Raw genomic sequence first — 21435 nt, 5'->3', positions numbered from 1 at the left:
CTCATAGAATTTATCTGTGAGGCTTCATCTTTTTTTCAGCATCTTTATTATCGCCAATGTCTGCTTTGCCAGCATCATCAATCCGGATGTTATCCGGAAAAATTCTGTACCCATCATCGGGGTTAATGACGATGTGGTGATTGTCGGATCAACACCGCTGGTTCGGGTTGGTGATCTGGTGGTCATTGCGCGTATCAAGGATGATGACATCGAAGTTATCTCGCGCGGGTCTGTGGAAAACATGCAGGATGGGAAGTTCCTGATTCTGCTCGATTCAAAAACCATTACCAAGTTTCCGAAGGTTCGGGACCGCGTGGTCAGTCTGGCGCGCCTTCAGGAAAAAAAGTATGACGAACCGGAAGTTCCGCCAACCGGGGGCATTCAGCCGGACGAACCGGATCCTTACGAGCAGGGTTATGTGCAGCTGGATTTCGGCCCTTATCAGGGAAAGATCGAAAGTGCGTCACCCAATCAGGCCAATCAGTACAAAACGTTTGAATACAACTTCATGGATACGCATTTGATGTGGTACTTCGATTTTCTGTGGAGAATCGGTCTTGAGTACCGCAGCTCGGGCGGCAGCGTGCCGGTGAAGTCCTATAATCGCGAGGAAAAGGAAACAACCTATCGCGAAAGCATGATCGCGATTCATTACCGTTTTCTGCCGATCTGGAAAGAATTGCGTCCGACGCTGAAGCTGGTGACAAAGTCCACGGATTTCAAAACCGCCAATGATGATGAATATGTCTTAAGCAGCACGGGTTCTGGCATGGGGCTTGGAGCAAACTTCCATTATCTGTTTGGTCCGAATATTTTTAATTCAGAAAAGTCCTTTGATTGGAGCTTCAACCGTGTGTACTTCGACCTGACTTACTTCCCGTCTTATTCAATGAAGGACAGTGGGGTCACCCGGGGGGAAAGCTCCACCGGGACGGCGATGGAAATTTCCCTTGGGGCGACAACGCTGGTGCACATGGGTTTTATTCCGTTCTTTAAAAGGTTCTCGGTGGATGTCAGTACGGGAATGAGCTCCAGTCAGGTGACGTTCTCGGGTGCGCCGACAAACGCTCCGGATGGCTTTTATAGTATCCCTGAAGGTGGCACCTACAAAGAAAGCCAGAACTTCATTCGAATCATGATTGGTCTTCGTATGGAAGACTATATCGGAAAGATGCTGAAACCACGATGAGAAAGCTGATTCTGATAGCCCTGACTTTGTGTGCTTTTGCCTCCTCGGCCCAGCAAAAGGACGAACCTTCCGTGCCGCAGGGGATGACTCAACTAAAGGCTGAAGATCTTCTTGATAATATGGATTTCGATCCTTCCAAGATTCCTGCCAATGCCGCGGCAGAGGTGAAGGCCGAAGACCTGCCATCAACGGCGATTCCACTGGTGGAATACGTCATCGACAGCTCGGGTTCGATGGGACAGTTGATGGGCCCGAAAAAAACCAAGATCTATGTTCTGAAAAAACTGCTGGCCCGATATTTGATGTCCCAGTGGACGGAAAAGACCAGCAGTGGTCTGCGGGTGATCGGTTCACGCCGCAAGAAAGACTGCAAGGACAACTATCTGGCGATTGAACCCGGACAAAGCAAGCTGGGCGCAATTGAGGGTATCGTGAAGGGCTTTGAACCGGTGGGCATGACCCCGATTGGTCAGGCTTTGAAGGATGCCTATAAGGATGTTGAGCATTACCAGGGGCCGAAGCGAGTGGTGCTGTTCACCGACGGGGAAGAAACCTGCGGTCAGGATCCGTGCAAGATCGCGGCGGAACTCAGTGGCAAAGATGTGGATTTGAAATTCTTTGTCGTGGCTTTCGGTCTGCAGAACCAGCCGGATATTTTGAACAAGCTGGCCTGTATTGGTGACATGAACCAGGCGGATGACGAACAAAAGCTGGAAGAGCTGTTTCAGGATCTGGACAAGCAGCTGAATCCGGGTAAGAACCTGTTTGTCAGCAGCCCTCAGCCCAACGCGACGGTGTTTTTGTTCCGGGCGGATTCCCCGAACGAGATCTATCGTAAATTCCATGCCTCTCAGGGGATTGAAGTTCCTCCGGGCAAGTACCTGGCTATCGTGAATCTGAAACCCAAATACAAATTTTCAGAGTTCATCATCCCACCTCAAAAAAAGGTGACGCTGAAGGTGGGCGGACAGGGGTTCTTCCAGGCAAACTTTGTTGAAAAGCTGATGAAGATCGAGCTTCTGGATTCCAACCGCAAAGTAATCAAGCGCTTCACCAGTGATGTGCGTGTTCCGCTGCCAACGGGCAAGTGGGCGATTCGTCTTTATCGTGATCCTTTCTTTGAAAAGACTTTGGAAAACTACCTGATTGTTCCCAATGCTGAATACACTTATGATGTTCAGGAAGCCGGGGCTTTGGTGGTGGAAGATCCCAAGGTGCGGGGCATTTACGTCTATGACGGACGCTTTGCGCTGCTGGGAAATCATCTGACGAATGTGCCACTGGTTCTGGGTAAGGGCGTCTACGAAGTCCGCGTGGATGAAAAATGCGTCTTTAAGGATGTGATCATGGGTTCCAACAGTGGACTTGTGAAGATGGATTGCAGCAAGGTGAAAAATGACCAATAAAAAAGCCATTCCGTTTTTTATTAAAGTCCCGGTGATTCTGGCGGTTGTGATTGCTCTGGGGCTGGTGCTGGCCATGGTTTTTGAAAACAGCAAGCCTCGTCCTAAACTTCCGGAATGTGCGACGGTGAAATCCGGCCGGTTCGAGCAGACCTCCATGCTGGCGGCGATGGACCGTTTTTCTGATGGTGAATACCGGGCTTTGACTTTGAATGCCAAGGGCGACACATGGGTGGTGAATAAACTGGGCTTTGCTCAAGACTTCACTCCGTATCTCGAAGCCAAGTCCACCATTGCCAATGCTATTTATCCTTTCGAAGAATCCAAATATTCCCTGGCGGCGACTTTCGGCAATATGGCCTTTGTGCGCACCGAAAGCGGGCGGACATTGCCGATTCGAATGGACGGAGACAATGCAACGATGCTGAATCAATTGGGGGTTTGTGGGCACAACTGGAAGTCAGATGTGATCTTTAGACGTTTGAACCAAAGCACGTTTGTTTCTTTGGAGGCCAACGGGCGCCTTGGCTTTTACAACAGCCAGGCTTGGCAAAGCGTGATTCCGCGTGAAGTGCCAAGATCACCGGACACCCTGATGGGGGTTGAGTCCGGCAACATGCTCAGTGTCCTGCAGTGCGGGCAGGAGTATTCCAACGGCAAAGCCCGTGTGCGCATCGAACCGGGTCTGCTGGCTTATTCCAGCGGCGAGGGTCACGACTTTGCTGTCTATAAAGTGGCACCGGATCGTTTAAGCCTTGAAACGCAAAGGCTGTCCGTGGATGCCGGCACCAATCCGTTCTCGGACTTTGTGGTGGCACCGTATGAACAGATCGGATTTAAAACCAGCAGCTGGCTGGAGCGTGATGAAAAATGGGCCTTCTATCCTTTGACTCATTTGCAGGGGGCACCGGCGGCTTTGGCCGTTGAAACCGGGGAACCTCTGGATTATCGCGAAGAGTACAAAGTCTATGGTGAACAGGAGCCTCGCGCCGTGTGGTTTGCTGAAAGAAAAAGACCTTATAATATTCTGAAGGAATACGGTCTGACCGTGGCGGCTCCGGCAGGGGAATCAAAGAAATTTGCGGTGACAGACAAGGTGGCGGTGAAGGCGATTTCAGAGCGGGGATTGTGGACAGTGCTTCCAGGCGGGAGACACCTGTTTGTTGAAAACAGCAAGAGCGGGGTGGAATATGCGCTCTTGCAGTGTCCTCTTTAGAGGAAGTCCATATTGGCTTGGTAACTTTCGCGGTGGACGTTTTTGGAAACGGCCACTTCCGCAGTGCGCTCTTGAGTGTCCCAGTAGGCAGCCTGGGGGCTGACTTTCGGAGCCGGAACCCCTTGAATCACTTTTTGAGCCAGATAGGTCAGTTGAGTCTTGGCAACATGCAGTTCATGGCGCATGGTTTTTTCAGATTCCAGGGATTTGTTCCATAGAACGTAGATGCCTTGAACTTCAGCGCGCGCACTTTGCAGATCGCGTTCCGCCTGAACCAGACGTTGGCCCAGAAGGTCTTTATCACTGTTGGCTTTATCCAGTGCGGATTGCAGTTTTGTATTCTTCTGCATCTTAAAGTACTCCAGACTGATCAGAAGTCCCTCGATAGCAAAGATCACAAGACATGCACCAATAATAAGGCTCGTCATTCCACTCTCCCTGTTCCCTTCATTATATAGAATTGCGGAACAGGTAATTTAGTCTCAACTGCGGAACACCCTCAAATCTAAGCCTTGGTACAGTTTCGAGTATCCCTCGGGGCTCCGAAACGATGTTTGGACAATTGTATATATTCCGGAGGAACTATGAATATAGCGGGGCTTTTAGGTATTTTGGCTGCAGTCAGTATTGCAGTATTTTCTATCCTCGATGCAGCAAAGAATCCAAAGGTGTTCGCCGATGTGCACGGGATCGTGCTGGTAATCGGTGGTACTCTGACGGTGGCTCTGTTGAGCTTCAACTTCAAGAGTCTTTGGACAGCCTTGAAAATCGTCACACGCAAAATGCTGGGTCGTGAAAGAGTCGACTATCTGGGCACCATCGGCACGATCGTGGAAATCTCCGAAGCCTATCGTCGTGACCCGAAAACCGTTTCTGCTTTGATGAAGCCGGAAACCCATCCGTTCATCAAAGACGGTGTGAAGCTGTTGGTGGAATACGGTTTCAACTACGACGAGCTGGCAGACGTTTTGACAAATGCCCTGCGTGGTAAAAAGAAACGTGATGATGAAGAAATCAAAGTTTGGCATACCATGTCCCGTTTCCCGCCGGCATTCGGTCTGTTGGGTGCGACCCTGGGGATGATCTCCCTGTTGCAAACTCTGGGTGAGCCGGGTGCTCAGGATCGTATCGGTCCTGCGATGGCAACCGCTCTGGTGGCGACTTTCTATGGTCTGGTTGTGGCCAACCTCGTCTTGATTCCGATTTCTGAAAAGCTTCAGACGGTTTCCAAGGCGGACGTGACTTTGCGTGAAATCATCAAAGAAGGCATCTTGCTGGTTCACGAAAAGAAGCATCCATTGTTCATTAAAGAATATCTGAAGTCGTTCCTGTCTCCTGCGCAGCGCGAGGATGACGGTGCTTTGAAAGTGGATACAGCTAAGAAGGCGGCTTAATTATGGGAGAGCGTAATAAACGCAGCAGAGTGCATTTGGAGGAGCATGAGCATGAAATGGCTCATGACGAATCCAACTGGCTTGTCAGTTACGCCGACATGATGACGCTTCTTTTCGGCTTCTTCGTTCTTATGTATTCGATGTCCCGCTTCGATAATACAAAGTTCGATCTGGTTCGCAAGGAAGTGGCAAAGTACTTCGGTGGTAACATCAAGGAAGTCAGTGCGGCCCTGTTGGCTGAACAAAAGATCATGAATATCCTGAAGGGCTCTGGCGACCTGAACGGCGTGGAGATCATCAAGGATGGCAATAACACCCTGTTGCTGAAATTCGACGGCGAAGTGCTGTTTGATTCCGGTGCAGTCGAGGTGAAAGATGCGGCGAAGCCGAATCTGCGCCGAGTGGTCAGTGCTTTGCGTTCGATCGAAGGCGTGAACAAGATTGCCGTGGAAGGACACACCGACAGCGATTCAATTCAAAGCGGTCTGGTGAAATCCAACTGGGAACTTTCGTCTTTGCGTGCAAGTTCTGTGGTTCGTTACTTTGAGGAAAGTGGAGTCGACGCCAAGTTGCTATCAGCGGCTGGTTTCGGATCCAGTCACCCGCTGGCACCGGAAGTGGACAAGGCAGGGGCGTCAATCCCAGCCAACAAAATCCTGAACCGGCGTGTGGTGGTGGCTGTGACACTGGACGATGCCGAAGCCGCTTACAAGCTTCAGCAGAAACAGTTCTCGAAGCAGCTGACCAAGGAAGAAGTGGAGCATCAGCAGCGTGAAGCCAGCCTGCAGGAAAAAATGAAACAGGCCCAGGCAAGATTCGATGAAGCCCAGAAGCGCCACAAGGAGCAACAGGAGCAGCGTCGTAAACAGCAGCAGCTGGATAAGTTACAAAGAAAGATCCAGGATTTGGAAAACAAGGCTCAGAAATTTGAGACCGATCTGAATCCCCCGGCGGCACAGTAATCCGCCAAAAAGAAAAGCGGCCTTCAGGGCCGCTTTTTTATTTTTAGTAATAGGAAGTTGTGAAGGAAATCCCCAGACCCAGACCTGAGTAGCTGAACTTCGTACTGCCGTCTCCGCCGCTGGCTTCGCGCGTGGAGATTTCCACGGCAATCAGGGCATTGGGACGAAGCGGGTATTCGTAACCCACACCCAGCATGAATTCATACAAAAGAGCACTGAAAGAAAAACCATCACCGGCATTTGGTGTGGATTCTTTTTTATTCAAGTTGAAGTTCACGGGAGTGAAACTGGCGAAGGTGAAGAAGCCGGGCTTGGATTTCTGCACCAGCGTGTCGTCCGGCGTCGTTTCGTAAGAAGCCGGCAAACCCTTCAGATAGTAATAGCCCGTTAGTCCGATACCGGAAATAGGGGTGAAGCCGTAATTACTTGAGAAATCCATAATATAATGGATTCCCATACGGGAATTGATGGATGGGAAGTTCCACAGAACCATCGGCTGGAGCGTTAACATGGACCCTAAGGGCTCTTCGTTAACCTGTTCACCAGCGGATACAGTCGTACTGAACATGGACATCTTCGCGCGGATAACCGGCGCTTGAAATTCCGCATTCGCAAGATGGGGAACAGTTAGGAATAGGACTAAGGTTAGTAAGCTCTTCATAAAGTTGTTAATTTACGAGCTTACCTAGAAAATGTAAGAAGTCAACAGACCCCGAATCTAGGATGGATGGTGGTAATGAAAATCTTAACTACGAGGCAACTTGGATTGTTGTCTGTAACTCTGGTGCCAGTGTTGCTTTCTGCATGCGCAGGTAAGTATTCAATCAAGTCCTATCCCAACGGCGCCAAGGTTTACATCAAGGACGTGCAAAGCCAGGAGAAAAAACTTCTGGGCATCGCGCCTCTTCAGGTGAAAGAGGAATCAAAGCTCGGTGACGTGTTCTTCCTGATCTTTGAAAAGCAGAACTATCGCACCAAAGAAGTCATGGTCAAAGTCAACGAAGGGGAAAGCCTTGCGGTGGCAACTCGCATGGACCCTTTGTCTGACGAGGAAAAAAAGGCTGAAGAGCTGGCTCAGAACGAGGATCAGAAAAAGAACGATCCACAAAAACCAAAGCCAGAAGACAAAGACAAAAAACCTGAAGACAAGCGAATGGAAGAGCTGCTGGCAGAAATGCAGGAGCTTAAACTTCGTGTGGCACTTCTGGAAAATACATCCTCGTTCTACAAAGATGCGTTGTTCTCGCCACGTCTTTCCGGCGGTATGCCGACAGCAGAGCGTGATCGCACGGACCGCGTGGTTGGTTTTGTCTTCCAGGGTCAGCAGCTGATTGTAAAAGGGCAGTATGAAAAAGCTCTGGTTGAAATCGACAAAGCTTTGCAGCTGGATGAATACTCCAACAATGCATGGCTGTTGAAAGGTTCCATCAAATACCTGCAGAAGGACTTTGAAGGCGCGAAAATCGCCTGGGAACGCTGCTTGAAAATCGATCCATATAACAAAGTGGCTTATCAGTATCTGTCTGACGTCTATCAGCGTCTGGGAATGGCTCCGTTGCCAAAAACAGGGGCTGAAATGCGCTATCCGGCTTCCAACGTGGAAATCGAAAAGCGTAACGAAAACAGGGTTCGCTGATGAAGTTTCTTGGGGCGCTGATCTTTCTATTTTTGTACGTTCCGGCTCATGCTGCTCTGACATCTGATTGGGATGTCAGCATGGGCATGACTTCGTTGAAGTATCAGTTCCCCAGTGCTGGCGTTGACAAGTCCATCGAATCTTCCACCACCATGGAAGTGAACTATTCGATTAACAATCCGGCATTGAACTCGGCCCTGACCTTGTCCTTCATGGAAATGGCCGGCGGCGGGGGCAAGCAGCTTCCGTTCACACGTATCGCTTTGGGCGGTCGTTACTATATGTTCGGTGTTAATGGAACGCGTGTGGTGGTGGACAGTTCTTCGGAAGCAAAAATCTGGCGTCCGACTCCTTTTATTGCCGCCAACCTGGGTTTGAGCAATCTGGCGGTGGATGATTTTAATGCGTCTTTGATTGATTTGACCATCAGGGGCGGCGTTGAAATTCCGGTGATGTCTGATTTGCTGCTGATCGGGCAGGTGTCCATGGGCTCCAGTCTGACGGCTCCATCCTCAGAGGATGAAAACGTCAAATATAGCTTTATGACTCTTTTTGCGGGTCTTCGTTTTGTGGGGTTTGACTGATGTCTGATAAAAACACTAACAAAAAACGTGTGATCGTGGGGGCTGTGCTGGTTGTCGGTGCAGCTTTGGGCTATGCGGGCTATCTGCAAAGCAAGAAACCACAGGCTCGTCAGGCGGGAATTCGCTCTGGCCAGGGAACCTGGGATGAACTTAAAAAATCCCACTCAATGACTGTGAACACGCATCTTTCCTCTAAAGTTGGACAAGCGTGGAAAAAGCATGACTTCGCAGCCTTGATGGCGTCGTTTGGAACAGAGCGCACCATGAAGGAAAACAAAGAGTTCTTCCAAGCCAGTATCTATGTGCTGGATGTTTCCAATATTCAGTGGAAGCCTGAAGAAAAGAAGGACGTGCAGGCTCTGCAGTCCAAAATCGTGAATTTCCTGACCGAAACCAACAAGGGTGTTGTGGGGGATGTGGCCCAGACTCACAGCTTTGCAGCCAAAACACTGCTGCGATTGGGAACTCCGGCAGGGGAAGACCTGAAAGCGATTGAAAACTTCCACAAATCCAATCGCGATGCTTTCCGTCGTGAAATTGTGGCGGATGTGCTGATTCAGACCGAACCACTAAGCAGTGAAGGCCGGGCTTTGCTTGGTAAAATGCTGCTTTCCAAAACTGAAGTGAATGAAGGCCTGCAGATGCTGGCCCGTGTGCGTGACGGTGAGGCCCGCAAAGAGCTGTTGAACCGTGTCTATAAAAACTATGCGAATTATCCGGCGGCAATGAAGCCGTTTGTGTACAAGCAGCTGGTTCTGAATCACACCCTGATTCAGGGCGACCTGAAAAAGCATCTGGCGGAAGCTGCCAAGAGCAAGGATGAAGTCTGGGAAGACAGCTTCCTTGTGGCTGTTCAGGAACTGAACGTGGTGAGTGAGTTCACCGCAGATATCCAAAGAATCGAAAAGCAGTCTCAGTATCCGCACCTTAAAATGCTGGCAGGTGCCATTCTCGCGAAAGATAAAGGGATCAAATGATGAAACGTTTTTCTGCACTTCTTCTGTCATTGATGTTTTCTCAGGTGTCCTTCGCCCAGTACATTGAAGAGATCGGATCTCTTGAAACAGTGTACGAAGCCCGCGCACGCAGTGTCTTGAACACGATTTTGCGTCCGACGGATTACACTCTGGTTGTGGCCATTGAAATGGACCGCGATGAAAAGAAGCTGAAAGAGTTCCATGACGAAATGGATGTTCAGTATCTGCCAGGCATGCCTTTGATGGGGGATGCTCCAACGCTGGGTAAGGCCACCAATAAACTTCACGAGATGAAGTCCAAAACTGACATTTCTGTGGTTTTATCCCGCAATGTGAATCCCGAGACTGAAAAGATCATTAAAGAGCTTTTGACGTCCAAATTGCATCTGGATGCGACGGCGGGTGACTCTGTTACAGTGAAGCGCATTGAGCTTCCGGCAGATCCTCCAAAGGCCGAGCCAAAACCGGATATTCTGCCAGAGCTGACCTGGAAGATGTGGACGCTGATTGTGATCATGTCTTTGCTGGCTTTGTCCGGCCTGATGTTCTGGGCTTGGAGACGTGGCCGTGCGCAGGATCCTCGTAAGGAACTAAAAGAAAACCACGAATACAAACACACTGAAAAAGACCAGGAAGGTGAAGAAAAGCCGGAAGAAGTTGCTGTTGCAGCAACAGAACCAGCGCCTGCCGCCGTGGTGGAGCCGGAGTTCAATATGGACGCCGTGAAACAGCACATTCTGGCGATCGCCGCTCAGTACCCTCAACTGGCATCCCGTGCGGTGACCGAGTTCACTTTAAACGAATCTGCGGGTGATGCGTCGCTTTTGATGGAGTTCCTAGGCTGGGACACTTCCAAGCGTGTGTTCACGGATGTGCCGGCGATGGCCTGGGCCCGTCTGGGTAAAGCAGTGAAAGAGCGTGAAGGCAACACCACGAAGTCTGCAACTGAAACTGCGGTTCGCAATGTTTATAAAGCGATTCTGGCGGCTTACGTTGAGCACGAGATGTCCTCGGATGAAACAAATCCATTCTCATTCGTGCTGAAAATGCGTGAAGAAGAACGTCAGCAGATCCTGGACAAAGAAACGCCAGCCAACATCGCGGTTCTTTGCCTGCATTCCCCAGCGGAAGTGACAGCTGGGATTGTGGGTTCATTGGATGCTGAAAAGCGTGTGAAGGTTCTGGCTGAAATTTCCCGCGTGGAAAAACTGCCGCACAATGTGGTGCAGGCCGTGATTTCATCCTTCAACCAAAAACTGACCGAGATGCGCATGCGTCCGGAGCCAAAAATTGAAGGTGCATCTGTTCTGGCGAAAGTCATCCGTGGCATGTCTCCGGAAGAAGAGATGGACTTGTTGGCATTGTTTGCCAATGACAATCCGGAAGAGCTGGAGCGTCTGCGTCGTGTGATCCTGACCTTCGATGACCTGAAACTGGTTCCTTCTGACATTCTGTCCGAGGTTCTGAACGGGTACGAAGTGGATTCCCTGTATGCAGCTTTGTTCAAGACTCATACGGCCTTCTACAACCGCATCCTTGCGACATTGCCTGAAAGAAAAGCGATGATCGTTGAAAGAGACCTGACTGACATGGTCGCAATCCCGCAAAGAAAGAAAACTGCGGAAGTGCGCCGTGATATCTGTCAGCAAGTTGAAAAAGTGATGTACAGCCGCTCTCTAAGAGTTGGCGATCTGGTGGACGGCACCGTTCGTGCCGTTCGTTCTGTCTAAGTCTGTTTTATATACAGCCCGAGGAATGTGATGTCGTCGGGCTGCTCTTGATTCTCAATATACTCCACAATCTGTTTTTGCATGATATCGTGAAGGCTCTTTGAAGAACCGCGGTTGGTGCAATCCACGGCGGTTTTGATCACGGTTCGTTCTCCATAAGCAGTTCCGGTTCCGTTGACCGCATCAATCAATCCGTCAGTATAAGCGAAGAATACTCCGCCCGGCATTAATGGCACGGTGGCGGTGTGGAACTTCGATTCGCGGCTTTCCCCAAGACGTTTGGAGTTGGCTTCAGTTAAAAACACCAGATCGTTCTTTTTGATCTTTTTGCCTTCAGGCGGCTGGGGGCTGATCATCGGAAAGTCATGACTGGCATTGGAATAAGTCAGTGTGCCTGCGTCCCGGTCGTAAAGAGCGGCAAAGGCTGTCATCATCTTTTCACCCTTGGCAAGGTCACACAGAACCTGATTCATCATGCTAAGCACCTTCGAAGGGTCCCACATGTTTTCAGCCATGGATAAAGACAAGACGGAGCGGGCCGCGGCAGTGATCAGGGCCGCGGGAACTCCGTGGCCGGTGGCATCAGCGATAAATACGAACAGTCGTTTGTCGTCATTGAAATGGAACCAAAGATCCCCACCGCACTCGGAAGCCGGCTGATAAAACCCCTTCAGGGTGAAGTGATCCGTGTCGACTTTGGGTTTTGGCAGCAGAACTGTTTGGACCTCTTTGGCGGTTTCAAGTTCGGCTTCCATTCGGGCCTTTTCCTCGGTCTGGCGTAGCAGGCCTTGGATCTTTTCAAGCATCGAATTGAAGACCTTGGCCATGCGGCCCACTTCATCGTTGGATTTCAACTGGATAGGCTTGGATTGGCCGGTCGATGCGAACAACGACATGCCTCCGGCCAGAACAGAAATACTCTGGGTCAGGGAATCCACGCTGAAGAAGGTGGCGATCAATCCCAGCACAATAATCAGGGCGGAAGCCAGCAGGGTTTTATTCATCGTCTGCTGCAGAACCGAATAGATCTGGCCTTTATCGAAGGCCTGGAACATATAAGCCTGCAACTGAGGAAGCCAGGTGTAAGAAATCAGATAGTCATTACCGTTCAGACGGATTTCACGCACACTGCTGCCCTGGCCGGTCAGCTGGGAGGTAATAGGGGAATGGATATCAGAGGCATTGGTCAGGCCGATAGGAACTTTCCACTGCTTCTTTTGTGGATGCCAGAAACCCAGGTTTTTTTTCTGATTGGCGTCTTTCAGTCCGTCAAAGGTCAGCTGACCGTAAATCAGCAAATCCCCTTTGCGGTAGTACACGATCATGTTCTCGGGTCTGTCCAGATTGACGTCGGTTTGCACTTTGCCTTCAGGCATCTTTTGCAGATATTGCAATTGCGCCGGCGGCAGGCTTGGGGATTCACTCAAAGCATCCAGGAATGTGGCATTGCCTTCGATGTTGCGATAGATCTGAATATTGCCCCAGCCCTGTTGCAAAGCGGCCGTTTTGATTTGCGGACTGAATACAGCTCCGTCAAAAAAGAGCAGTGCGGTCTGAAGGCGTTCCATGACTTTGCCAGAGCCTTCATCGATAACTTCCGTGGCATCCTGGATTCGCTCCATCGCGGAGGAATATAGATAAGATCGCTTGTCATCGAGGAAAGAGGTGCGGTTGATCCAAAAGATCGTGGCCGACGACAGAAGCAGCAACAAAGATGTAATCACTAGAAACTTAATCTTGATGGACATGGCTTCTATTTATCGGCGGATATCCCCTCGGAGTTAATGAGGAAGCATCGACGCGACTGGACCTAGGGCGGGCATTGTGGAAGCAAAACAGTTCCGTCCCGATAGCCTAACGAACACAGCGAACGACGGCGGCATTGCCATATCCACCATAGCCCCATGATCCATCCAGCAGACTCATGATGATATAGGTGTCCAGTTCCTGCGTGAAAGGGGTGCGGGACCAGTTGTAGTTCTGAGAAGTTGAAAGCCCCACAAAGTGACTGAGCTCTTCAGCCGTTGGAAGCCACCAGCCGGCATACTGGTCACCTCCGCAGGCGCTGCCGTCGGACTTCAGATCACACACCGAAATCAGCGTACGGCAGTAGTTCATTCCTTGAGCAATCGTCATTGGATCCGGAGTTTCAGGGGAGGCCATGGAGGGTTCGGCTTTGGCACCCATAACAAACAGCAAAACCGTCAACAAAGCACAGGACGCGATGAAAAGTGTATTTTTCATGGGGACCTCCACTGCTATCTACGTTGAACGCAAATTCATGCAAAGGGAATTTTCTTTCGCGATAACTTTCAATCGACATTGCAGCATTCTGACGAATGAAAGTCCTGTGTCAGAAAGCCCCATATCGTGTCGGGAATTTTCATTGTGATCTGGGGTAACATAAATAAAAAAACCGGGAGGCCCTGTGAAATCCTTCATTCTTTCATTTGTATTGTTTCTGTCTGTGAATGCGCTGGCCGAAACCGAATCGTTGGATGACCTTATGACACCGGATGAAATTGCCGCGGAAGCGGGCTTTCCGCGCACGGAAATGAACACGGAAGTTTTAAGTCTGCGGGATTTTGATTCTGTCGAGTCACTGAATGTGACCCGGGAATTTCCAATAGTTCTGATCGCCAATAAAAGTGCCGGTGGTTACGAGGCGCAGACGATGCGGGTGATTCAGAACGGGGGGCACACTCACACCTGGAAGATTTCAACGGGGAGGGAGCAGTGGGAAACCGCAAAAAGCGGGCGGCAATACTTCACCACAACGCCGCCGGGATGGTTCTATCCTTATTCGATTGTGCGCAATCACTATTCTCAAACTTGGCAAACCAATATGGAATTCAGCGTCTTCTTTAACGGCGGGGTTGCCCTGCATGCCGCAAATTCCGCGCACAATTATCAACTGGGCCGCCGCGCTTCCGGTGGATGTGTCCGCCTGCATCGCGATAATGCAAAGTACATCTACGAACGCATCGTGCAGGAAGGAAAAGGTCTGGTTCCCGTTATTCGACCCAACGGAGCTGTGGCCCGGGACTGGCGGGGGAATGTGATCCGCGCAGTGAAGTATCGCACGCTGATTGTCGTTGAGGGCTATTAACCATAAAAGCTCCCGGTTCAAAAGCTTTCTTGACCATCGTCGGGTGCAAAGCGGGGGCTTACCTAATAAACTGAAACAATGAGATATTTCCTGCTCGTTTTCTTTATGTCTGCTTCCTGTTTTGCGAACGAAGTCATTCTGGACCGCACCAATAAAATGGGCGTCCGTAAGATTGATATTTTGAAAAGGGACAAAGGCACTTATACCTTTGATGGCAAGTCGTTGGGAAAAACGCTTCCACCCAAAGTGGCCGAAGCCTGGAAGCAGGTTGAAAGAGGCCCGGCTTCCGCGGGAAAGCAGCGCTGCCATGCCGGAACTTATATCTACACTAACAGAGTCTCTAAAAAAGAAACCCGCACAGAGGGATGTGCCGAAGGGGCCGCTTACGGTCGCTTCGTGCAGCATATTGAAGACATCCGCACTCATGCGCGAGGAAAATAATTTATGAAGTCCATTTTGTTCGTTGCGATGACGTTTTCTTCACTCACGGCTTCTGCACAGGAAGCGGTCAGTCCTCACATGCGGGAAACCATCAACAAGATTTCCCAAATGCGCGAGACCTTGAAAATCTCAGCGGATCGCAGCGGGGCCTGTGAGACACCGCAGTCACCAACTTGTACCTTTGAAGGCTATTGCGGGAAGCTGGCGGGAAAAGCCCAGGATTTTTATCTGTATCAGGACAGCGAAGGCCGTCAGGTTCCAAATATGGCAATGGTTGGCAATCTGAGTTTTGCCGAACATTGCGCGAAAGGCACCTTCCCGCAAAGCGCCGTGCAGGATCCCTTTGTCTATGCCAATCAATTTATGGATGAAGCCGCGGCCGGCGGCAAGGAACAGCTTCAGCGCAACAAAGAACGTCTGAAGAAAGAAACGGCCCGCACCCTGAAGATTGTTGAAGACGCCCGCAATCACGTTGTCAAAGCTCTGGAAGTGCAGAAGACTTCCGCCAACGGCAAGCAGATCGACAACATGATCGCCCGGGTGAAGGCCATCAAATATCGGGCGGCAAAAACTGACGGCCGGTACATGGATCTGGTGGCTGACGGGTGTGAATCACCGAATGCCTATTATTCCTCTGAAGAAAACACGATCACGGTGTGCCCGCAGATGATGAATTTGCCGGAAGCGTCGCTGTTTGCAACCCTGGCCCACGAGTTCGGTCACGGGATTGATCCTTGTGCCATGGAAATGGATTTCGGCAAAGAGGGGGCGAAACTGCCGGACTTTATGAGTCTGGTGGTGAAGCCCAATCAACCGACAGTCAATGCCGCGGTCAGAATGGCCCAGAATCCGTTTAAAAATGTGATCAGCTGTCTGCAGTCTCCGCAGTCCATTGAAGTCAGCATTCCCACGAAGGATGCTTTGCTTCGCGAGATCAATGAATTTGAAGACGGCCTGAAAGCTGAAGTCGGCGACGAAATCGATGAAGAAACCGGCGAAACGAAAGCGACCGATGCCACGGATGCCCGCTTTGAGGATTCCCGTCAGAATATTGAAAAGAACTACGAGCGCTACAAGTATTGCAGTGAAATCACCGGAACAGGTCATATTCAGGAAGCTTTCTCTGACTGGATTTCGGCTCAGGCATTGACGTCAAAAATTTCTGGTATTCAGGATTCTGCCAAGGCTAAGGAATACGCTTTTGGATCACAGACCATGTTCTATGGGACTGCATGCGCAGAGGTGACAGAGGCGGTCGACAGAAAGATGGATCAATTTGTGGAGTCATGCCCTCAGTTGGAGGAAATCCGCGCGTATATGGAAGATATGAAGCATTCGGATGGTCATTCCAGTCACCCGGATGCAAATCGTCGTATCAATCGTATCTATTACGCCAAGCCCGAGTTGCAAAAGGCTCTGGGTTGCGACGGCGGCAGTAATGATGCCCAAGAGTGTAAGCCTTGATTATGGCAAGATGTGTTGAATTGTCAGGATTCTGTCAGGGGCCTTGACGAAACTCTGTCACGGTCGCTAGCGTTGGTTGCATTCCACCCAATCAGCGTAAAGAGAGACCATGACACATCAAGTGTTTTTGAGACATTCTTCGCCACCTAGGCCCCCATCGAAGGGACCCTCTTCGGGAGAGACATCCCGTTTGAACACCCTCGGTGTGTCTTTGCACCCGAACTGCCAGCAGAAAAAATCAAATATCAATATTAAAGTAAACGGCGTCCCAGTGACGCCGTTTTTGTTTTTTAAAGGGGTCGCTCCATGTGTGGCGTTGTAGGACTCATCGGTGAAGATCAGGCCGGAGAAAAGCTGTACCCGGCATTGTTCGCTCTTCAGCACCGCGGGCAGGATGCGGCGGGGATTCTGAGTTATGATTTTGAACGCTCGCAGTTTCATCTGGAAAAGGATCTGGGACTGGTGGAAGACGTCTTCACCACCGAACGCCGCAAGCGCCTGAAGGGCACCATGGCCTTGGGGCACACACGTTATTCCACTATCGGCAGCGTTGATAAAGAGGACCTGCAGCCCATCTTCTTAAGCTATCCCTATGGCATCGGCATGATTCATAACGGTAATGTCACGAACTATGACGAAATCGTGGATTATCTGCGCAATCGAAAACTAAGGTGGACCTTTTCGCGCAACGATCTGGAAATCCTGATGCACATGGTGGCGGTGGGGCTGTCTTCACGCAAGGACAACCCGGATCTTCCGGCCAGCCTGGCCGAGGCCGTGAAAGAGCTTCTGCAAACTGTGCAAGGGGCTTATAGCTCTATTGGTATGCTGGCCGATCAGGGCATGTTTGCCTTCAGTGATATGAATGGCATACGGCCTTTGCTGATCGGGCGCCAGAAAAAGGGCGATAAGTACAATTACTGTTTTGCCTCTGAAAAACAGGTTTTCTTCGGACTGGGTTACGAGTACTGGCGTGATCTGCGCCCCGGCGAGCTGGTCTTTGTCGACAAGGATCGCAATCTGCATTCTTTTGTCTTAAGTGAAAAGAAACCGCGCCCGTGCATGTTTGAATGGATTTATTTTGCCGGTTCTGAAACCGAGTGGCACGGCCGTCCGGTTTATGAAGTGCGCCTGAAGCTGGGTGAAATCCTGGCGGAAGAGTGCCGCAAAAAAGGGCTGGATATCGATGTCGTGGCTCCGGTACCGGACACTTCCCGGGCGGCGGCCTGCCGATTGGCGGAAGTGCTGGAAAAACCCTACCGCGAAGTTCTGATCAAAAACCGCTATGTGCAAAGAAGCTTTATCGTCAACGAACCTGAGGTTCGCAAAATGATGGTGAATCTGAAACTTTCCCCAGTGCAAAGCGAGATCAAAGGTAAAAAAATCCTGCTTGTGGATGACAGCATCGTGCGCGGGACCACTTCCGCCCGCATTATCCGACTGCTTCGTGATGCCGGGGCGGAAAAGGTCTATCTGGCCAGCACCTGTCCGCCGATCCGTCATCCTTGTTTCTATGGCATTGATTTCCCGGATGGAGAATCGCTGGTGGCGCACAAGCGCAGCGAAGCGGAAGTGGAAAAGGTTCTGGAGGTGGACGGTCTGGTCTTCCTTCCGCTGAACCGACTGCAAGAGGGCCTGGGCCTTAAGAATCTTTGCAGTGCTTGTCTTGATGGTGATTATCCCGTTCCGGTTTCAACTGAAAACTTTTTGAAGACCCGGAACATCAATTTAGGTGGTGAACTATGAAAATTCAGGTTCTTTTTGGCAGTGCGAATGATGAGCGTGTGTACGGTCCGTTGTGTCGTTCCCTTGAAAAATGCGGCGATGTGAAAATGGAAGTGGCTTCGGCCCACCGTGATCCCGCCCGAGTCCACGAGATTGTAAAGAACTGCGGTGCGGATGCTTTTGTTGCCGGTGCGGGCCTGGCAGCCCACCTTCCGGGTGTGGTGGCTTCTTTAACAGACAAGCCGGTCTTTGGCGTGGCGGTGAACGGGGCTTTTGCTGGCCTTGATGCCTTCTTGTCGATTGTTCAGATGCCCCGTGGAATTCCCGTGGCTGCAGTGACTGAAGAAAATGCCAGCGCCATCGGAGACTTCATTGTTCGTCTGGCGAAAGTTCCAAAAGACCGCCTGTGTCTGCACTGGAACCGCAGTCTTGAAAGCTATTCTCCAATTCAAAAAGCTCTGGATGAAATCCAGACCCAAACGGGTCTGCAGATTGAATGGACGGCGGCTCAGGCCGAAACCTGTCTGGGTGAAATCGTCAGTCCCTGGGAGCTTCCGCACACGCAAGGGTTGAATCTGTTCCTGTGTGAAAAAGAACAACTGGCCAGCTCTAATCTGGCGTTGGACTTCTATGCCAAAGCCCGCCATGGCGGATTCTGGGTGGGGGCCAACAACGTGACTAATTTCGTGAATCAATGGAACAAGCTGAAAGCATTGGGAGCAGGCCGATGAATCTGATCTATCGCGGTTCCGTAAAGGACCTTTATCAGAACAACGACAAAATTGTTTTTGAATACAGCAATCGCTATTCCATTTTTGACTGGGGCGAGATGCCCGATGAAATCCCGCAAAAAGGCGAAGCTTTGGCGGCGATGGCCTCGATGTTCTTTGAGCATCTTTCGGCGAAGGGTTTTTCTTCGCACTATCTGTCCGGTCGTTCGCGCACTTCCATTGAAGTGCAGCCGGTGAACGTGTTGCGCCCAGAATGGAAGGGTGAAGATTATGATTATTCCATGTATGCCTGTCGCCCGACCCAGTGTCTGGTGCCGCTGGAAGTGATCTTCCGTCGTCATCTGGGACAGGGGAATTCTTTGGAAGGACGTCTGAAAAAGAACCCCGCATATCTTGCGGATCTGGAGCTGACCCGGATGCCAACGTCTGCTGACAGCTTTATGCCAGCCCTGGTGGAGGTTTCAACAAAACTTGAAACCACAGATCGCTACCTGTCCAAGGCTGATGTGGCGGCCATGAACGTGGTGAACGACTTTGAATACGCGGCCTTGCGCAAAAACACCCAGGATGTGGCGGCCGAGCTTGAAAAGCTTTTTGCAAGCTTCGGAGTCAAATTATGGGACGGGAAGCTTGAGTTCGCCTTTACCCATGAAAACAACGGTCAGCGCGGACTGGTGCTGGTGGATTCCATCGGGCCGGATGAATTGCGTCTGACTTATGAAGGTCTGCCTCTTTCCAAAGAATTCTTGCGTCAGATCTACACAGGTTCAGAGTGGAGCGAAGCGGTTAAAAAAGCCAAAGAGTTGGCCAAGGAAAGAAAAACCCAAGACTGGAAATCCATCTGCGAGAATGAACTGGGTCAGAAGCCCGCAGCATTGAATGCAGAACAGATCCAGGTCAGTTCATGGCTGTACCTGGCTTTGGCTAACGAGATCGCCGCTGTCCTTAACAAACCCCGTCCTTTTGACGAAAACATCAACTTGAAATTCTGGCATCAAAAGGCTTTGTCTTTGCTGGAGAACAAAGCATGAAACTGGTCGTCGTCGGAAAAGGCGGGCGCGAGCACGCCTTGGCGCAAAAGCTGAAAAGCTCTTCCCTGGTGACCGAGCTGTGGGTGGCGCCGGGAAATCCCGGAATGCAGCAAGCAGGTATTACTTGCGTGAACTGTGAAAGTCCGGAAGCCATAGAAACCTTCTGTGTCGAAAACAGTGTTTCTTTGGTGGTGGTGGGTCCGGAGTCTTTGATTTTGTCTGACTTGAAGCTGCGCCTGCAAAAACGCGGCATTGCCTGCTTTGCACCGTCCATGGAAGTGGCTCAGCTGGAATCATCCAAACTTTTCTGCAAAGGGGTGCTGAAGGATGCAGGCGTTAGAACCGCAGCTTGCCAGGTCAGCTACTCGGAAGAACAGGCTTTGCTCGCAGTGGGAAAGCATGACTTTAAAAGCCCCCTGGTGGTGAAGGCCGATGGCCTGGCTCAAGGCAAGGGTGTTTGGGTTTGCAACAGCTGGGACATGGCTGAAGAGGCTGTGCGCACGCTGGGGCGTCATTTTGGTTTTCCTCTGCTGCTTGAACAGTGTCTGATCGGGCAAGAACTTTCCGCCTTTGCTTTGTGTGATGGCGAAGACTTTGTGATTCTGGGCACGGCTTGTGATTATAAGCGCGTGTCATCCGATCCTTTCAGTGCCAACACCGGTGGCATGGGCGCTTACAGCCCTTGTGATTTTGTGACCGAAGCGGATGAAGCTGAGATCCGCCGTATTTTCTCTAAAACCCTGAAAAGCCTGCGTGACAAGCGCCTGCCGTATCAGGGCTTCCTGTTTGCAGGCTTGATGAAAACAAGCGAAGGGATTTACGTTCTGGAATACAACGTGCGCATGGGGGATCCTGAAACTCAGGCGCTGCTGCCTCGTCTGAAAACCGATCTTGCAGGCCTGATCATGAAGGCTGTGACTCATCAGTTGAAAAATGAAGTGTGTGAGCTGGCTGCCGAGTCTTCTGTTCACGTCGTGGCAACCAGTGAAGGTTATCCGGGGTCCCCGATGAAATTGGGAAATCCCATCACCGCCAAGATGCCATCTGCTCCGGATCGTCATTTGTACTTTGCCGGAGTCAGCCGTATCAATGATCAACTGGTCAATGTCGGTGGACGGGTGCTGGGAATCACTGCCCTGGGTTCAACCCGGGAAGAGGCTCGTGAAAAGGTCTATCAGGAAATGCAGGCCGTGAATTTTGACGGCATGTACCTGCGACAGGATATCGGGCTATGAATAAAATCAGGATTGCGATTCTGGCCTCTGGAACCGGTTCAAATGCCGAAGCCCTGATGAAAAAGGCGCAGTCCCTGAATTCTGCCGAAGTCACCTTTGTCCTTTCTGACAAAGCCGGGGCGGGTGTTTTGGAAAAGGCTAAAAATTTTTCTGTGCGCCATTTTGTGGTGGCAAAACAAAGCGACCGCCGCGAACACGAGCAGCGCGTGTTAAACCTGCTGCGTGAATACCGCATCGACTGGGTCTTTCTGGCAGGTTACATGCGCCTGCTAAGTCCAGAGTTTCTTCAGACCTTCAATGGCTGGCATGGCGGGAATTCACAGGTGGTGAATATTCATCCTTCGCTGTTGCCCGCTTACCCGGGGGTTGATTCCATCCGTCGCGCTTTCGAAGACCGTGTGGAGGAAAGTGGCGTGACCCTGCATCTGGTGGACGAGGGCATGGACACCGGCCCGCAACTGATGCAGTCGCGATTGCCTTTGGAAGCCGGTGAAAGTCTTGCCGACTGGTCCGTGCGTTTTCATAAGCTGGAACATCAAACTTACACTCAATTTCTGGAACTTGTGGCTTTGGGGCAGATCCCCACAAGCCCTTTTAAGGAGACTTAA

Annotated in this window: 21 protein-coding genes; 17 read left to right on the top strand and 4 right to left on the bottom strand. The window is 50.8% G+C overall.

Translation table 11 applies throughout. The features are described from left to right. The first annotated feature begins 16 nt into the window (after positions 1 to 16). Genes BDT_RS14855 through BDT_RS14845 form a run of 3 tightly spaced genes read left to right on the top strand, consistent with a single transcriptional unit; the run spans position 17 to position 3808 of the window. Positions 17 to 1189, top strand: a complete 1173-nt coding sequence (locus tag BDT_RS14855) for a hypothetical protein (RefSeq protein ID WP_015092054.1) — start codon at positions 17 to 19, stop codon at positions 1187 to 1189. Further along, complete coding sequence (locus BDT_RS14850) at positions 1186 to 2595, top strand: vWA domain-containing protein (RefSeq protein ID WP_015092053.1); 1410 nt, start codon at positions 1186 to 1188, stop codon at positions 2593 to 2595. The genes BDT_RS14855 and BDT_RS14850 overlap by 4 nt, the downstream gene beginning before the upstream one ends. Next, positions 2585 to 3808 carry a hypothetical protein gene (locus BDT_RS14845; protein ID WP_015092052.1) on the top strand — a complete coding sequence of 408 codons (1224 nt, stop codon included), beginning with the start codon at positions 2585 to 2587 and terminating at the stop codon, positions 3806 to 3808. The genes BDT_RS14850 and BDT_RS14845 overlap by 11 nt, the downstream gene beginning before the upstream one ends. Here the strand turns inward: BDT_RS14845 and BDT_RS14840 are convergent. Then, positions 3805 to 4236, bottom strand: coding sequence for a hypothetical protein (locus tag BDT_RS14840; RefSeq protein WP_041577930.1), 432 nt, complete (start codon positions 4234 to 4236; stop codon positions 3805 to 3807). The two genes, BDT_RS14845 and BDT_RS14840, sit on opposite strands and share 4 nt — an antisense overlap. 156 nt (positions 4237 to 4392) lie before the next feature. Here BDT_RS14840 and BDT_RS14835 point away from each other — a divergent pair, with 156 nt between their 5' ends. After that, positions 4393 to 5202, top strand: coding sequence for a motility protein A (locus BDT_RS14835; RefSeq protein ID WP_235046148.1), 810 nt, complete (start codon positions 4393 to 4395; stop codon positions 5200 to 5202). A gap of 2 nt (positions 5203 to 5204) precedes the next feature. Continuing rightward, a complete protein-coding gene (locus BDT_RS14830; RefSeq protein WP_041577929.1) occupies positions 5205 to 6164 on the top strand; it encodes an OmpA/MotB family protein in 960 nt (319 codons plus the stop codon). Positions 6165 to 6207: 43 nt separating this feature from the next. Here BDT_RS14830 and BDT_RS14825 read toward each other — a convergent pair whose 3' ends face one another. Next, positions 6208 to 6675 (bottom strand): hypothetical protein, encoded by a 468-nt coding sequence (locus BDT_RS14825; RefSeq protein WP_158320243.1) that lies wholly within the window; start codon positions 6673 to 6675, stop codon positions 6208 to 6210. Positions 6676 to 6900: 225 nt separating this feature from the next. On the opposite strand from BDT_RS14825, the gene BDT_RS14820 reads away from it, so the two are divergent. From BDT_RS14820 to BDT_RS14805, 4 genes are read left to right on the top strand one after another with little or no spacing between them, the layout of a single operon-like run. Next, a complete protein-coding gene (locus BDT_RS14820) occupies positions 6901 to 7800 on the top strand; it encodes a tetratricopeptide repeat protein (protein ID WP_235046147.1) in 900 nt (299 codons plus the stop codon). Further along, complete coding sequence (locus BDT_RS14815; RefSeq protein WP_015092046.1) at positions 7800 to 8384, top strand: hypothetical protein; 585 nt, start codon at positions 7800 to 7802, stop codon at positions 8382 to 8384. The genes BDT_RS14820 and BDT_RS14815 overlap by 1 nt, the downstream gene beginning before the upstream one ends. Beyond that, a complete protein-coding gene (locus tag BDT_RS14810) occupies positions 8384 to 9361 on the top strand; it encodes a hypothetical protein (RefSeq protein WP_015092045.1) in 978 nt (325 codons plus the stop codon). Before BDT_RS14815 ends, BDT_RS14810 begins: the two co-directional genes overlap by 1 nt. Continuing rightward, on the top strand, positions 9358 to 11091 hold the full coding sequence (locus BDT_RS14805; RefSeq protein WP_015092044.1) for a FliG C-terminal domain-containing protein: 1734 nt from the start codon (positions 9358 to 9360) through the stop codon (positions 11089 to 11091). Before BDT_RS14810 ends, BDT_RS14805 begins: the two co-directional genes overlap by 4 nt. On the opposite strand, the gene BDT_RS14800 is transcribed toward BDT_RS14805, so the two are convergent. Together BDT_RS14800 and BDT_RS14795 are read right to left on the bottom strand one after the other, a co-directional pair. Further along, complete coding sequence (locus BDT_RS14800; RefSeq protein ID WP_041577928.1) at positions 11088 to 12839, bottom strand: SpoIIE family protein phosphatase; 1752 nt, start codon at positions 12837 to 12839, stop codon at positions 11088 to 11090. The two genes, BDT_RS14805 and BDT_RS14800, sit on opposite strands and share 4 nt — an antisense overlap. A 106-nt stretch (positions 12840 to 12945) precedes the next feature. Further along, positions 12946 to 13335: a DUF1566 domain-containing protein gene (locus tag BDT_RS14795; RefSeq protein WP_015092042.1), complete on the bottom strand. Its 390-nt coding sequence runs from the start codon at positions 13333 to 13335 to the stop codon at positions 12946 to 12948. A gap of 184 nt (positions 13336 to 13519) precedes the next feature. On the opposite strand from BDT_RS14795, the gene BDT_RS14790 reads away from it, so the two are divergent. The 8 genes from BDT_RS14790 (at position 13520) to purN (ending at position 21435) form a co-directional block, all read left to right on the top strand. After that, positions 13520 to 14200 (top strand): L,D-transpeptidase, encoded by a 681-nt coding sequence (locus BDT_RS14790; protein WP_015092041.1) that lies wholly within the window; start codon positions 13520 to 13522, stop codon positions 14198 to 14200. Between the two features lie 78 nt (positions 14201 to 14278). After that, entirely contained in the window at positions 14279 to 14641 is a 363-nt protein-coding gene (locus BDT_RS14785) for a hypothetical protein (protein ID WP_148278858.1), read from the top strand. A gap of 3 nt (positions 14642 to 14644) precedes the next feature. Then, complete coding sequence (locus tag BDT_RS14780; protein WP_015092039.1) at positions 14645 to 16105, top strand: hypothetical protein; 1461 nt, start codon at positions 14645 to 14647, stop codon at positions 16103 to 16105. Positions 16106 to 16411: 306 nt separating this feature from the next. Then, on the top strand, positions 16412 to 17851 hold the full coding sequence (gene purF / locus BDT_RS14775) for an amidophosphoribosyltransferase (RefSeq protein WP_015092037.1): 1440 nt from the start codon (positions 16412 to 16414) through the stop codon (positions 17849 to 17851). Beyond that, a complete protein-coding gene (locus tag BDT_RS19490; protein ID WP_015092036.1) occupies positions 17848 to 18561 on the top strand; it encodes an AIR carboxylase family protein in 714 nt (237 codons plus the stop codon). Before purF ends, BDT_RS19490 begins: the two co-directional genes overlap by 4 nt. After that, positions 18558 to 19592, top strand: a complete 1035-nt coding sequence (locus BDT_RS14765; RefSeq protein ID WP_015092035.1) for a phosphoribosylaminoimidazolesuccinocarboxamide synthase — start codon at positions 18558 to 18560, stop codon at positions 19590 to 19592. Before BDT_RS19490 ends, BDT_RS14765 begins: the two co-directional genes overlap by 4 nt. Then, positions 19589 to 20827, top strand: coding sequence for a phosphoribosylamine--glycine ligase (gene purD, locus BDT_RS14760; RefSeq protein WP_015092034.1), 1239 nt, complete (start codon positions 19589 to 19591; stop codon positions 20825 to 20827). The genes BDT_RS14765 and purD overlap by 4 nt, the downstream gene beginning before the upstream one ends. Further along, positions 20824 to 21435: a phosphoribosylglycinamide formyltransferase gene (purN, locus tag BDT_RS14755; protein WP_015092033.1), complete on the top strand. Its 612-nt coding sequence runs from the start codon at positions 20824 to 20826 to the stop codon at positions 21433 to 21435. The genes purD and purN overlap by 4 nt, the downstream gene beginning before the upstream one ends.

It is taken from the genome of Bdellovibrio bacteriovorus str. Tiberius (assembly GCF_000317895.1).
GTDB classification, from domain to species: domain Bacteria; phylum Bdellovibrionota; class Bdellovibrionia; order Bdellovibrionales; family Bdellovibrionaceae; genus Bdellovibrio; species Bdellovibrio bacteriovorus_F.
The sequence above is the reverse complement of the archived record's forward strand: the minus strand, read 5'-3'. Positions and strand labels throughout refer to the sequence as shown.

Coding starts and splice junctions, on each gene's coding strand:
- BDT_RS14820 (WP_235046147.1), top strand. CDS start 6,901: ATGAAAATCTTAACTACGAGGCAACTTGGATTGTTGTCTGTAACTCTG.
- BDT_RS14840 (WP_041577930.1), bottom strand. CDS start 4,236: ATGACGAGCCTTATTATTGGTGCATGTCTTGTGATCTTTGCTATCGAG.
- BDT_RS14810 (WP_015092045.1), top strand. CDS start 8,384: ATGTCTGATAAAAACACTAACAAAAAACGTGTGATCGTGGGGGCTGTG.
- BDT_RS14795 (WP_015092042.1), bottom strand. CDS start 13,335: ATGAAAAATACACTTTTCATCGCGTCCTGTGCTTTGTTGACGGTTTTG.
- BDT_RS14785 (WP_148278858.1), top strand. CDS start 14,279: ATGAGATATTTCCTGCTCGTTTTCTTTATGTCTGCTTCCTGTTTTGCG.
- BDT_RS14835 (WP_235046148.1), top strand. CDS start 4,393: ATGAATATAGCGGGGCTTTTAGGTATTTTGGCTGCAGTCAGTATTGCA.
- BDT_RS14765 (WP_015092035.1), top strand. CDS start 18,558: ATGAATCTGATCTATCGCGGTTCCGTAAAGGACCTTTATCAGAACAAC.
- purN (WP_015092033.1), top strand. CDS start 20,824: ATGAATAAAATCAGGATTGCGATTCTGGCCTCTGGAACCGGTTCAAAT.
- BDT_RS14805 (WP_015092044.1), top strand. CDS start 9,358: ATGATGAAACGTTTTTCTGCACTTCTTCTGTCATTGATGTTTTCTCAG.
- BDT_RS14800 (WP_041577928.1), bottom strand. CDS start 12,839: ATGTCCATCAAGATTAAGTTTCTAGTGATTACATCTTTGTTGCTGCTT.
- BDT_RS14815 (WP_015092046.1), top strand. CDS start 7,800: ATGAAGTTTCTTGGGGCGCTGATCTTTCTATTTTTGTACGTTCCGGCT.
- BDT_RS14850 (WP_015092053.1), top strand. CDS start 1,186: ATGAGAAAGCTGATTCTGATAGCCCTGACTTTGTGTGCTTTTGCCTCC.
- BDT_RS14830 (WP_041577929.1), top strand. CDS start 5,205: ATGGGAGAGCGTAATAAACGCAGCAGAGTGCATTTGGAGGAGCATGAG.
- purD (WP_015092034.1), top strand. CDS start 19,589: ATGAAACTGGTCGTCGTCGGAAAAGGCGGGCGCGAGCACGCCTTGGCG.
- BDT_RS14825 (WP_158320243.1), bottom strand. CDS start 6,675: ATGTTAACGCTCCAGCCGATGGTTCTGTGGAACTTCCCATCCATCAAT.
- BDT_RS14780 (WP_015092039.1), top strand. CDS start 14,645: ATGAAGTCCATTTTGTTCGTTGCGATGACGTTTTCTTCACTCACGGCT.
- BDT_RS19490 (WP_015092036.1), top strand. CDS start 17,848: ATGAAAATTCAGGTTCTTTTTGGCAGTGCGAATGATGAGCGTGTGTAC.
- BDT_RS14845 (WP_015092052.1), top strand. CDS start 2,585: ATGACCAATAAAAAAGCCATTCCGTTTTTTATTAAAGTCCCGGTGATT.
- purF (WP_015092037.1), top strand. CDS start 16,412: ATGTGTGGCGTTGTAGGACTCATCGGTGAAGATCAGGCCGGAGAAAAG.